Source organism: Shimia sp. R11_0, assembly GCF_017744035.1.
In the GTDB taxonomy this organism is placed as follows: domain Bacteria; phylum Pseudomonadota; class Alphaproteobacteria; order Rhodobacterales; family Rhodobacteraceae; genus Shimia; species Shimia marina.
On record NZ_JAGHQY010000001.1, the window covers coordinates 813593 to 825446 of the forward strand.

General features: G+C 58.6%; 11 protein-coding genes. 5 read left to right on the forward strand and 6 right to left on the reverse strand.

Features of this window, described 5'->3' with window-relative positions:
- Positions 1 to 3 precede the first annotated feature (3 nt).
- Entirely contained in the window at positions 4 to 513 is a 510-nt protein-coding gene (locus tag J7382_RS03740) for an SH3 domain-containing protein (protein ID WP_348539997.1), read from the reverse strand.
- Between the two features lie 149 nt (positions 514 to 662).
- Here J7382_RS03740 and J7382_RS03745 point away from each other — a divergent pair, with 149 nt between their 5' ends.
- The 4 genes from J7382_RS03745 (at position 663) to J7382_RS03760 (ending at position 5514) form a co-directional block, all read left to right on the forward strand.
- Positions 663 to 1649, forward strand: coding sequence for a D-glycerate dehydrogenase (locus J7382_RS03745; protein WP_209067238.1), 987 nt, complete (start codon positions 663 to 665; stop codon positions 1647 to 1649).
- Between the two features lie 5 nt (positions 1650 to 1654).
- Complete coding sequence (gene thpR / locus J7382_RS03750; protein ID WP_209067239.1) at positions 1655 to 2206, forward strand: RNA 2',3'-cyclic phosphodiesterase; 552 nt, start codon at positions 1655 to 1657, stop codon at positions 2204 to 2206.
- 60 nt (positions 2207 to 2266) lie between these two features.
- Positions 2267 to 4048, forward strand: a complete 1782-nt coding sequence (gene ggt / locus J7382_RS03755) for a gamma-glutamyltransferase (protein WP_209067240.1) — start codon at positions 2267 to 2269, stop codon at positions 4046 to 4048.
- Positions 4049 to 4116: 68 nt separating this feature from the next.
- The gene (locus J7382_RS03760) at positions 4117 to 5514 is read left to right on the forward strand and encodes an FAD-linked oxidase C-terminal domain-containing protein (RefSeq protein ID WP_209067600.1); all 1398 of its coding nucleotides are present in this window, start codon (positions 4117 to 4119) and stop codon (positions 5512 to 5514) included.
- 140 nt (positions 5515 to 5654) lie between these two features.
- On the opposite strand, the gene J7382_RS03765 is transcribed toward J7382_RS03760, so the two are convergent.
- The 3 genes from J7382_RS03765 to panC all read right to left on the reverse strand — a co-directional run bounded on the left by J7382_RS03765 (position 5655) and on the right by panC (position 8233).
- Positions 5655 to 6491: a hypothetical protein gene (locus J7382_RS03765; protein ID WP_209067242.1), complete on the reverse strand. Its 837-nt coding sequence runs from the start codon at positions 6489 to 6491 to the stop codon at positions 5655 to 5657.
- Positions 6492 to 6581: 90 nt separating this feature from the next.
- Positions 6582 to 7391 carry a 3-methyl-2-oxobutanoate hydroxymethyltransferase gene (gene panB / locus J7382_RS03770; protein WP_209067245.1) on the reverse strand — a complete coding sequence of 270 codons (810 nt, stop codon included), beginning with the start codon at positions 7389 to 7391 and terminating at the stop codon, positions 6582 to 6584.
- Complete coding sequence (gene panC / locus J7382_RS03775) at positions 7388 to 8233, reverse strand: pantoate--beta-alanine ligase (RefSeq protein ID WP_209067248.1); 846 nt, start codon at positions 8231 to 8233, stop codon at positions 7388 to 7390. Before panC ends, panB begins: the two co-directional genes overlap by 4 nt.
- 181 nt (positions 8234 to 8414) lie before the next feature.
- Here panC and J7382_RS03780 point away from each other — a divergent pair, with 181 nt between their 5' ends.
- On the forward strand, positions 8415 to 10922 hold the full coding sequence (locus tag J7382_RS03780; protein ID WP_209067251.1) for an FAD-dependent oxidoreductase: 2508 nt from the start codon (positions 8415 to 8417) through the stop codon (positions 10920 to 10922).
- 76 nt (positions 10923 to 10998) lie between these two features.
- Here J7382_RS03780 and J7382_RS03785 read toward each other — a convergent pair whose 3' ends face one another.
- Positions 10999 to 11397, reverse strand: a complete 399-nt coding sequence (locus J7382_RS03785; protein ID WP_209067254.1) for an EF-hand domain-containing protein — start codon at positions 11395 to 11397, stop codon at positions 10999 to 11001.
- A gap of 60 nt (positions 11398 to 11457) precedes the next feature.
- A complete protein-coding gene (locus J7382_RS03790) occupies positions 11458 to 11796 on the reverse strand; it encodes a carboxymuconolactone decarboxylase family protein (protein WP_058241184.1) in 339 nt (112 codons plus the stop codon).
- Positions 11797 to 11854 lie beyond the last annotated feature (58 nt).

Sequence of the window (11854 nt, forward strand, 5' to 3'; positions counted from 1 at the left end):
AGATCAGTCGCGGATTTCTTCGGCTGATACGCCCCAGAGGCTGGTTTTTTGCACCCAGCCTTTGTAGCCGCCTGCATTGAGGCGGCACCAGTCCAGCGTGCATTCTTCCAGTTTGGCGATCACGCCCAGCTCAAGGTGGGCGGTTGTGGGGGTGCCTTCGGTGGGGCGCACGGCGAGTGGCAGCATGTCGGTCTGGATGATCACCGTGCGGACGCCTGACAGCAGGGAGTAATGCACCCAGCCGCCGGCGCCGTCGATGTCGCGCACGCGGCGCCAGTGGCCGTATTCTGCGGTGATTTGCAGGGGCATGGATTTGCGGGTGAAGACCCAGTCGATGCGATGCGTGCGGGAGGGGCCGCGCCGCACATTGGCCTTGGAGGCTTTGAGCGACACATAACGCGGCAGGGGCAGGTTGGTGACCGGGCCCCGTTTGATTTTGGCAACGGCCACGTCTGATGGTGCCGTCTCGGTCTGTGCCGTGACGGAAGTTGTAAGGGCCAGAAGCAATGCCACGACCAAGCCCACAAGAGAATTTCGACCCAAGGAGAACATGTTGCCTGATTTTTTCTGCTCTGAAGGTGCGGAGGGGTTCTTGTGCCCCGCTGACCTGTGATGCAGTGTGGCACCAACGCGCTGGATTGAAAAGCACTGGGAGGCCCCGCATGCCAAAGCAACGTCTGAGTGTTGTCGTTACGCGACGCTTACCTGAAGCGGTTGAGACAAGGCTGTCAGAACTGTTTGATGTGCGGCTGCGGGATGACGACAGCCCTATGACCCGCGAGCAATTGTCCGCGGCGATGAAAGACGCGGATGTTCTGGTGCCCACGCTGAGCGACAAGATTGACGCCAATATGATTGCACAGGCCGGTGAGCGTCTGAAGCTGATCGCCAATTATGGAGCGGGTGTGGATCACATTGATGTGGCCTCTGCGCGCCAGCGCGGTGTGCTGGTCTCTAACACGCCGGGCGTGAGTGCGGATGATACTGCCGATATGGCTTTAGCCCTGATTTTGGGCGTGACCCGCCGCGTCAGCGAAGGTGTGCAGCGCATGCAATCGGGAGAATGGGATGGTTGGGCCCCCACCACGCTTTTGGGTGGCCGGGTCAGTGGCAAGCGGCTTGGCATTCTGGGCATGGGGCGCATTGGCACCGCTGTGGCACGGCGTGCGCACGCCTGTGGCATGCAGATCCATTATCATAACCGCCGTCGCCTGCGCCCGGAGATTGAGGAGCAGTATGAGGCGACCTATTGGGAAAGCCTTGATCAGATGCTGGCGCGGATGGATGTGGTCTCGATCAACTGTCCGCACACGCCTTCGACGTTCCACCTGCTCAATGCGCGGCGTCTGAAGCTGATGAAACCTTCGGCTGTCATCATCAACACTTCGCGGGGGGAAGTGATTGATGAAAACGCCATGGTGCGCGCGCTGAGAACCGGTGCGTTGGCTGGGGCGGGACTGGACGTTTATGAACATGGTCATGAAGTGCACCCTGATCTGCGCGGGGTGCCCAATGTGGTGTTGATGCCGCATATGGGCTCTGCCACAGTGGAAGGGCGCATTGAGATGGGCGAGAAGGTCCTGATCAACATCAAAACCTTTGATGATGGGCACCGTCCACCGGATCTGGTTGTGCCTGCGATGCTCTGAGCGCGATGCGCGCCTTTGTTGGCATCCCTATTGAGGGCCGCGCGGCGGATGCCGTGGCGGATGTGCAGGAGCGGTTGTCGGTCGGACGTCCGGTGTCGCTTGCCAATCTGCATGTGACGCTCGCCTTTCTGGATGAACAACCCATGGAGCAGCTTGAAGCGCTGCACGAGGAGCTGGAGCTTATCCGTGTGCCGTCCTTTGAGATGACCCTGAAAGGTATTGATTTGTTTGGCGCGCCGCGCAGCCGGTTGTTGGCACTATTGGTCGCGCCCGATTCTCATTTGATGGCTTTGCAGGCCGATGTGGCCAAGGCGGCTCGGCGCGTGGGCATGAAACTTGAGAAACGCAGGTTTCGCCCGCATGTGACCCTGTGCCGGTTTCGCGATGGGCAGCATGCACCTGAAAAAATCCAAGGGGCGATTTCACGCGGGGCGCACTACGATATGTGGCCAATCGATGTGTCGGAATTCGCGCTTTACCGATCTTCTCTGACACAGGATGGGGCGGTCTACGACGTATTGAGTAGCTATCCTTTGTTGGCGATGCCTTACGACTGACCTAAGCTGAAGGTTGGGTGGGCGCGGGCCCTCCGGCATTTTTGCGAGGGGAGTTTTGAGATGAATCGTTTCTTTTCATGTGTTTCACTGGCCGGTCTGTTGGCCACCGGCGCTTTGGCGCAGGATGCGGCGGATGCGGTTGCACCAGAGGTCGGCTCTGAGTTGGGCGGGTTTGTGCCAGACAGGCTGAAGGCGGCGCAGACCTCCAAAGACGCTGGAACACCTACGCAGGCGGACCGTTGGATGGTGGCGGCGGCGCATCCTTTGGCCGTTGACGCCGGTGCGGATGTGTTGCGGGCCGGGGGCACGGCGGCGGATGCCATGGTTGCGGTGCAGACGGTGCTGGGGCTGGTGGAGCCGCAGAGCTCGGGCCTTGGTGGCGGGGCGTTTCTGGTTTGGTATGATGCCGAGAGCGGCGCGGTGACCACATTGGACGGGCGTGAAAAAGCCCCTTTGGCGGCGACGCCCAAACTGTTTCTGGATGACAATGGCGCGCGCATGAAGTTCTTTGATGCGGTTGTTGGCGGTCGGTCCGTGGGCGTGCCGGGCACGCCGATGCTGCTTGAGGAGGCGCACCGCCGCTGGGGGCGCAGCGCCTGGCCCGGTTTGCTTGACGCGGCGATTGGCCATGCGGAGACCGGTTTTACGGTTTCTCCCCGGCTTGCGGGTGCTGTGGCCAAGGATGCAGAGCGGCTTTCAAGCCATCCCGCAACGGCGGCCTATTTCCTGCCCGGTGGTGCGCCATTGGCGGAAGGCAGTGTGTTGCAGAACCCGGAGTATGCAGAAAGCCTGCGCCTGATGGCAGAGTATGGCGCGGATCCGTTTTATACCGGTGAGATTGCCACCGATATTGTGGCCACGGTGCGCAATGCGGACAATCCCGGTGTGCTGACCAATGTGGATATGGCGCTCTATCAGGTGCAGCAGCGCGATGCGGTTTGTGTGGAATATCGCGACCATGATGTGTGTGGCATGGGGCCGCCTTCCTCTGGCGGGCTGACCGTCGGTCAGATCCTTGGCTTGGTTGCGCCCTATGATTTGGCAGGCATGGGGCCGGAAAGTGCCGAGGTCTGGCGTCTTATCGGGGATGCCTCGCGGTTGGCCTTTGCGGATCGGGGGCGCTACATGGCGGACAGTGATTTTGTACCCGTGCCCACCGAGGGTTTGATCGCGCCAGAGTATCTGGCGGAGCGGGCCAAGCTGCTGTCTGGTGAGAAGGCGTTGGAAAGCGTGGCGCCGGGCACACCGGAGTTTGATCACGCGCTGCATTGGGGCGATGGGCAGAGCTTTGCACAGCCGTCCACCTCTCACATCTCGATTGTGGACAGCTATGGCAATGCTTTGTCGATGACGACCACCATTGAGAATGGCTTTGGCAGCCGGGTGATGGCGCGGGGATTTCTGCTCAACAATGAGCTGACAGATTTCTCGTTCCGCTCACACAATGATGGCGTGCCGGTGGCCAATCGGGTGGAGCCGGGCAAGCGGCCGCGTTCTTCGATGGCACCGACCATCGTGCTCAAGGATGGGGTGCCAAGCTTGGTGATTGGCAGCCCCGGCGGCAGCCGGATCATTGGCTATGTGGCCAAGACCATCATTGCGCATCTGGATTGGGATCTGGACGTGCAGGCTGCGATTGATCTGCCGCATCTGGTGAACCGCTTTGGCACCTATGATGTGGAGAGCGGCACAGGGGCGGTGGCGCTGGCGGGGCCATTGTCGGAGATGGGGTTTGAGATGAATGAGCGCGACCTCAACTCCGGCCTGCACGCGATTTCTCTGGGCACCGCGTTGCAGGGGGGCGCGGATAAGCGCCGCGAAGGTCTCGCTTATGGGGAATAGCGACGCTTGACCTCTCAACCCAAGGGTTTTACCCGACTGGGAGGAGCAGAGGGATGAGAGGGAAGACCATGGGGGATGCATTGGATATGGTGCGCAATGAGGATGGGATTGCCGCAGCGCTTGGCGTGTTGAAGCAACAGTTTGGCGAGGCCTGTCACACCGGGCAGGCCATGCGCGCCCAGCACGGGCACACCACCACATGGATCCCCACGCAGGCCCCCGATGCGGTGATTTTTGCCAAATCGACAGAAGAAGTGGCGGCCATCGTCAAGATCTGCGCCACCCATAAGGTGCCGGTGATTGCCTATGGCACCGGCACGTCGCTGGAAGGCCATGTGAACGCCCCGGCCGGGGGCGTTTGCATCGACATGAGCGAGATGAACAAGATCCTTGCGGTGCATGATCAGGATCTGGACTGTGTGGTGCAGCCGGGGGTGACCCGCGAGCAGCTGAACCTGCATCTGCGGGATCAGGGGTTGTTCTTTCCGATTGATCCGGGGGCCAATGCCTCGCTTGGCGGCATGGCTTCGACGCGGGCGAGTGGCACCAATGCGGTGCGCTATGGCACGATGAAAGACAATGTTCTGGCGCTGGAGGTGGTGCTGCCGTCTGGCGAGGTGATCCGCACCGCCAGCCGGGCCAAGAAATCCAGCGCGGGCTATGATCTGACCCGGTTGATGATCGGTGCGGAAGGCACATTGGGCATCATCACAGAGATCACGTTGAAATTGCAGGGCATTCCAGAAGCCATGTCCTCCGCCCGCTGTTCCTTTGACAGCGTGGATGCGGCCTGTCAGGCGGTGATGGCGACCATTCAATACGGTATCCCCGTGGCGCGGATTGAGCTTCTGGATGCGATGAGTGTGCAGGCGGCCAATGCCTATTCCAAACTTGATCTGCCGGAGACACCGCTCCTTCTGCTCGAGTTTCACGGCTCAGAAAGCGGTGTGGCGGAGCAGGCAGAGATGTTTGGTGCCATTGCCGAAGACGCCGGTGGCAGAGGCTTTGTCTGGACCACCAAGCCCGAGGACCGCACCAAGCTCTGGCAGGCGCGCCATGATATGTATTGGGCGTCATTGCAGCTGCGCCCTGGTGCAAAAGGTGTGTCCACGGACGTCTGTGTGCCGATTTCACGGCTGGCAGAATGTGTGGCGGCTGCCTCTGAAAAGGCGGCGGAACTAGGTCTGTTGGCCCCGGTTGTGGGGCATGTGGGAGATGGCAATTTTCACACGCTGCCGCTGATTGATATGGAGAATGCCGAGGAGGTCGCCAAGGCGGAAGGCTTTGTCAGCTGGCTCAATGATCTGGCAATTTCCATGGGCGGCACCTGCACCGGTGAGCATGGCATTGGGCAGGGCAAGAAGCCGTATCTGCGCAAAGAGCTTGGCGGGGCTGTCGATGTGATGGCGGCGGTGAAGGCGGCGATTGACCCGGATGGGATCATGAATCCGGGGAAGATTTTGTGAAGGGTTTGAGCAGGGTTGTTTGGCTGCTTTGAGCCCAAACTTCTGCGATACCGCAACGCGGCGAATGTCTGCTAGACGGCGTCTAGCCAAATTTCTGCAAAACCGAAGGTGGCCTAACCACACAAAGCAGCCAAGGATTTTTATGGGCTTTGGTTTGCCGCCCGCTTGCCCCATGGCCGAGTGATTACAAACGCCAGCATGCCACCTAATGTGAAAACAAACACGAAGAACAAGATTGAGTAGGGAACATAGAGTAGAGAAAAAACTGCGAGGAATGTCATTCCCAGAAAAGTAGTAACACTCAATAAAACTTTAAGTACTCCAGAGAACTGCACTGGCTTGATTTTCCAATCATTGGCCCGCCAACACCAGAACAAACGCGCCATCGGTGCCAAAGCCAAACACCACCAAAAAATAGCAAAAAGAGTTGAGCCAGGAGCGTGCGCGATACCCGCAACCTCAAATGAAAGCTTATCTGCGAATGTGGCGCGGCGCTCAATAAAGCCATAAGATATGTCGATGTATTCGGGATAGGCATCGCCAGAAGGCCTGCCATTTTCCACAATGGTTCGCCCACGACCCCAGTGATCAAAATCGGGTTTATACACCAAACCTCGTACTACGTCATAGACACTGCATGATTGAGCGTTGTGTGAACTGTTACACCTTATGATGAGTGCGTCCGATAGAGGGGTGGCTGCCAATAAGTGCCCCTCGCTATCAAAGACGATGACTTGCGAGGGATCAGCAAAGATTATGCCATCACCGAACAAAATGGCAAATTCGACCTCTCCGAATTCTGGCAGCTCGACCTTTTCGCGTTGACCAAAGTAAGGAGAGTGAGCAGAGGCGATAGTGGCCGAAACGAATACGGCAAAAATCAAAAACGATATGAGTTTCATAGCACGTGACTGATCCACAGAACATTTGGATTCGATATGGTCATATTCACTGATCGCCGCAAGCGAAGCGGCCATTGGCGCAGTTGCAGTGAAATGTTGTTATGTCCACAAAGCCGCCTTTGAACAGCGTGGTTTATAGATGGTTCAGTTGCGCCCTTTCAGATCTCACCGATACACCTCATCCTCTCCCGGGAAGCTGCGGTCTTTGACTTCTTCGGCATATTGGCCAACGGCGCGTTCGATGGCGGGGCCGAGGTCGCCGTAGACTTTCACGAACTTTGGCGTCCATTCGTTCAGGCCCAGCATGTCCTCAAGCACGAGGATCTGGCCGTCACAATCGGCAGAGGCCCCAATACCGATGGTGGGGATCGGGATCTGTTTGGTGATCTTGGCGGCCAGAGGCTCCACCATACCCTCAAGTACGAGGGAGAAGGCCCCTGCCTCGGCCACGGCGCGGGCGTCTTCTTCGTGGATCGCCCATGTGTCTTCATCGCGGCCCTGGGTTTTGAAGCCGCCCATCACATGGCTGGATTGTGGGGTGAGGCCGATATGGGCCATCACCGGGATGCCACGCTCGGTCAGGAAGCGGATGGTTTCGGCCATGCGTTTGCCGCCCTCCAGCTTCACCGCGCCGCAGCCGGTTTCTTTCATGATCTTGGCGGCGTTGCGGAAGGCGACTGAGGGGCTTTCTTCATAGGTGCCAAAGGGCATGTCCACCACGATCAGTGCCTTTTGCGTGCCGCGCACCACGGCTTTGCCATGCATGATCATCAGATCCAGCGGCACACCCACGGTGCTTTCCATGCCGTGCATCACCATGCCGAGGCTGTCGCCGACCAGAATAAAATCTGCGTATTTGTCCACGATGGCGGCGGTGTGCGCGTGATAAGAGGTCAGCGAGACAATTGGCTCACCGCCCTTGCGGGCGGCAATCTGCGGAACGGTGGTTCGGCGGATGGGAGTTTGCGTGCTCATGGTGTCACCACTCTTTGGTCAATCAGAAGAATGTCGCCAAAGGCGACGGAGATCATGATGGCAGTTGGGCCGGTGAGCGGCCCGTCAATCACAGTGAGACTTTCGGCGGCGACGATGTCCAGCCCTTTCAGGCTGGCGCGTGGTTCGGCTGCGATGGTGTCTGTGATGATTTTGGACAGGGTTGCCACGGTTGTGCCCGTTGCGGTGCTGGCTTGCGCGGCATCAAGCGCGCGCGACAGCACGAGGGCAGCGACGCGGTCTTCGGTCGAGAGGCGCACGTTGCGCGAGGACATGGCCAGCCCGTCAGCCTCGCGCACGGTGGGGGCGCCGATGATGGTGACTGGCATGTGCAGATCGGCGACCATACGTTTGATCACCTGAAGCTGTTGGTAGTCTTTTTCGCCAAAGACCGCGGTGTCTGGCTGCACGATATTAAAGAGCCGCGCCACCACGGTTGTCACTCCGCGGAAGTGGCCGGGGCGTACAGCGCCATGCAACACATTTGCAAGATGGGTGGTTTCCACAATGGTTTCGTCACCGGGGGGATACATCGTGTCCACCTCCGGCAGGAAGACCACATCCACGCCCGCCTCCCGGAGCATGGCGAGATCGCCACTTTCATTGCGGGGGTAGGCCTCCAGATCGGCAGACTCGCCAAACTGTGTCGGGTTGACGAAAATCGATACAACCACAGCCTCTGCTTGGGACTGCGCGGTTTCTATCAGGCTCATGTGGCCCGCATGTAGAAAACCCATGGTGGGCACCATGCCGATGGTTTTCCCCTGTTTTCGCAGGGCGGCGACCGCATCGCGGCACTCTGAAACTGAGCGGCAGATCAGCATTCTGCTCTGTCTCCTTAAAAGGTGGGGAGCGGTGTAACGAGGCCGCTGCGATGCAGCAAGGGTTTTTGCGGCAACGTGGCGTCGCATTCGCGCATTTAAGCGTCGGCTGGGCCGTGCGTTTGTTGTGTAATAAGGTACAGTCTGGCGAAAAATTCATGCTTCTGTGGGAGTCGTCTGTCGTATGAAAACGAATGTCAAAGCTCTGGTTGTAGGCGGCGGTGCCGTTGGGACCTCTATTGCCTATCACCTCGCCAAGGCGGGCTGGGATGATGTGATGCTGATCGAACGCGATGAGCTGACATCGGGGTCAACTTGGCACGCCGCAGGTTTGTTGCCGCTGTTCAACATGTCCTATGCGACCACCCACATCCACAAATACTCTGTGGACTTCTACAAGACCCTGGAAGAAGAAACCGGTCTTAATGCGGGCTTTGCGGTTGTGGGCAATCTGCGTATGGCGCAGACGCAAGAGCGTATGGACGAATATATGCTCTATGCCTCCACTGCAGAGACCTGTGATGTGGCCTATGAGTGGCTGACACCTGAGCAGATCAAAGAGCGCTGGCCGCTGATTGAAACCGGTGATCTGAAAGGCGCAATCTACCACACTGAAGACGGCTATATTAACCCGGCGGACGTGACCCAGGCGATGGCCAAAGGCGCGCGCCAGCGTGGCGTGGAAATCGTGCGCAAGATGCAGGCGGATGCCTTCCACTGGAACGGCACGCATTGGGAAGTCACCTGTACTGTGATGGTGGAAAAAGGTGGCAACCTTGTGCCGTCTGAAGAGCAGGTTGTGATCACCGCAGAGCATGTTGTGACCGCATCCGGCAACCACGCACAGCGCACCGCGAAGATGCTGGGCATCAAGATGCCTGCGATCCCGGTGGAGCACACTTTCATCGTGATGGACAAAGATCCGGAGCTGGTGAAGTGGCGTGAAGCGGGCAACCCGGAGCACCCTGTTGTGCGCGATGCAGACAATGAATCCTATGCCCGTGAAGAGCGCGGCGGCTGGATCCTTGGCATCTATGAGCGCGGCGCGCCTGCGCAGTTTGAGCATGGTGTGCCTGACAGCTTCCGTGCGGATCTGTTCCCGCTGGATCTGGACCGGATCGCAGAACAGTATATGGCGATGGCGGAGCGTGTGCCATCCTGTGCGGAATCCGGCCTGAAAGACGATTTCAACGGCCCCATCTGCTACACCCCTGACGGCAACCCGCTGGTGGGTCCGGCACCGGGACTGCGCAACATGTGGCTGGCCGAGGGCTTCTCCTTCGGGATCACCGCCGCAGGTGGCACCGGCTACTACCTCGCACAGATGATGGTAGACGGCGAAGCCGAGATCGACATGGCGTCGCTCGACCCGAAACGGTATTCCTCCAACTGGATGACCACCGAGTTTGCGGCACGCAAGAACGAAGAGTGCTATGAGCACGTCTACATCCTGCACCACCCCGACGAAGAGCGCCCAGCCTGTCGTCCGCTGCGCACCTCGCCAGCGTTTGATCGCCAGAAAGAAAAAGGCGCACAGTTTGGTTGGGTCAACGGTTGGGAGCGGCCAAACTACTACGGTCCGGTGGATGCACCATCCAACTTTGATGAGGAAAACCGCTCGTTCCGCCGTGGTGGCTGGTGGCAGTATGCTGTCGAAGAAGCCAAGGCGATCCGCAACGGTGTGGGTCTTATCGATGCAACCGCCTTTACCAAGCATGTTGTCAAAGGCCCCGGTGCCACCCAATTCCTGGATTGGTTCACCTGTAACAAGCTGCCAAAGGTTGGCCGCATCAACCTGACCTATGCTTTGACCTCTGCGGGCACCACGCGCACCGAATACACCATCGTGCGCAACGGTGAGAACAACTACTATCTGGTCTCCGCCGGTGCGTGGACCGAGTATGACGCCGACTTCCTGCGCAAGGCGGCTGAGGACAAGATGGAAGAGTTCGGATATATTGAGATCCAGGACGTCACCACGCAGTGGGGTGTCTTTGCCATCGCTGGTCCGAAGTCCCGTGATGTGCTCAAGAAGGTCATCAATGATGCGGACAAGGACACCGCGCTGTCCAACAAGCGGTTCCCATGGCTGTCCGCCAAGCAGATCGAACTGGGCATGTGCCCTGTGAATGCGATCCGTGTGGCTTACACTGGTGAGCTTGGCTGGGAGCTGCACCACCCGATCGAGATGCAGAACTACCTCTGGGATCTGCTGGTTGAGGCTGGTGCGGAGTTTGACATGAAGCTGGTTGGCGCGCGTGCGCAGAACTGGCTGCGTCAGGAAAAATCCTACCGTGCGTTTGGCACCGAGCTGGGCCGTGATGCGACCCCAGCAGAGGCGGATCTGCCACGCTTTATTGACCTGGAGAAAGAGTTCCACGGCAAGGAAGCGATGCTGGAAACCGGTGTGCGTGTGAAATGCTGCACGCTGCTGATTGATGGCCCGGATGATGCGGACCCATGGGGCCGTGAGGCGCTTTATACGCCAGAAGGTGAGCGCGTTGGGCGTCTGACCTCCGGTGGCTATTCGGTGGCCTTCGAGAAATCCATCGGCATGGGCTACGTGAAGCCTGAGCTGGCGGTGGAAGGCACCAAGCTGCAGGTCAAGATTCAGGACAAGCTCTGGGATGCGGTTGTGACCTGCGACAGCCCATATGATCCAAAGAACGAGACCATTCGTCAGAACGGCTAAGGGTTCTCACATCAAAAAAAGAACGCCCCGCAGATTTGCGGGGCGTTTTTGTTTTCTGTTTCGTGCAAAGGGACGGTCAGTATTCGCCTTTGGTGATCACGCCGTCGCCGTCTTTGTCGATGTTGTCAAACCAGGCGCGCATGGCGGTGTCCATTTCTGCACGGGTGACGCGGCCATCCAGATTGAGATCGGTGTTGGCGCGAGAGAGCCCGGCCACCGCGCGTTTTGCCAGTGAGGTGGGGTTGGATTCCGCTTCTGCTGCACGGGCCTCGTCAAAGGCAGTGTATTCCGCGTTGTCCAGCGCGCCATCACCGTCCTTGTCGAAGGTTTCAAAGATGCGTTTGCGGGTTTCTTCCACTTCGGCCCATGTGATGGTGCCATCTGCGTCCATGTCCCAATCATCTGCTGCGGCCAGCGTCGGAGCTGCGAGCAGAGAAAAAGACACAAGGGCACTGCCAATCAAGAAGTTACGCATGGGATTTCCATTCTGCTGAAACTGTTGTTACAGGCATCATAGGTTGTGCGCGGCCCGCTGTCAGCCCGCAGAAAGCTCATCAAAGCATTCCAGCGCCTTGCCCGCGTACATCATGGCGGGCCCGCCCCCCATCTGGATCGCCATGGCGAGCACGTCAGACACCTCTTCCCGTGTTGCGCCCGCTTTGACCAGCGCATCGCAATGCAGCGAGATACAGGGTTCACAGCGGCTGACGATGGCCATACCAAGCGCGACAAACTCTTTGGTTTTGAAGTCAAGAACGCCCCCCTCCTTCACGGTTTTTCCCAAGGCCCCAAAGGCTTTGGCCGTGTCGGGGATCGTCTTGTTCAATCCACGCAATTGGCCGCGTGTGTCGTTGAGTTTTTCGGTCCAGCTCATGTGTCGCTCCATAGAAGTTTGGCGACACCATATGCGAAAGATTGAATGTTAAATTGAC

What these genes read in the sequence shown, in the direction of transcription:
- J7382_RS03745 (WP_209067238.1), top strand. Translation starts at nt 663, where the DNA reads ATGCCAAAGCAACGTCTGAGTGTTGTCGTTACGCGACGCTTACCTGAA.
- thpR (WP_209067239.1), top strand. Translation starts at nt 1,655, where the DNA reads ATGCGCGCCTTTGTTGGCATCCCTATTGAGGGCCGCGCGGCGGATGCC.
- ggt (WP_209067240.1), top strand. Translation starts at nt 2,267, where the DNA reads ATGAATCGTTTCTTTTCATGTGTTTCACTGGCCGGTCTGTTGGCCACC.
- J7382_RS03760 (WP_209067600.1), top strand. Translation starts at nt 4,117, where the DNA reads ATGGGGGATGCATTGGATATGGTGCGCAATGAGGATGGGATTGCCGCA.
- J7382_RS03765 (WP_209067242.1), bottom strand. Translation starts at nt 6,491, where the DNA reads ATGGCCGCTTCGCTTGCGGCGATCAGTGAATATGACCATATCGAATCC.
- panB (WP_209067245.1), bottom strand. Translation starts at nt 7,391, where the DNA reads ATGAGCACGCAAACTCCCATCCGCCGAACCACCGTTCCGCAGATTGCC.
- panC (WP_209067248.1), bottom strand. Translation starts at nt 8,233, where the DNA reads ATGCTGATCTGCCGCTCAGTTTCAGAGTGCCGCGATGCGGTCGCCGCC.
- J7382_RS03780 (WP_209067251.1), top strand. Translation starts at nt 8,415, where the DNA reads ATGAAAACGAATGTCAAAGCTCTGGTTGTAGGCGGCGGTGCCGTTGGG.
- J7382_RS03785 (WP_209067254.1), bottom strand. Translation starts at nt 11,397, where the DNA reads ATGCGTAACTTCTTGATTGGCAGTGCCCTTGTGTCTTTTTCTCTGCTC.
- J7382_RS03790 (WP_058241184.1), bottom strand. Translation starts at nt 11,796, where the DNA reads ATGAGCTGGACCGAAAAACTCAACGACACACGCGGCCAATTGCGTGGA.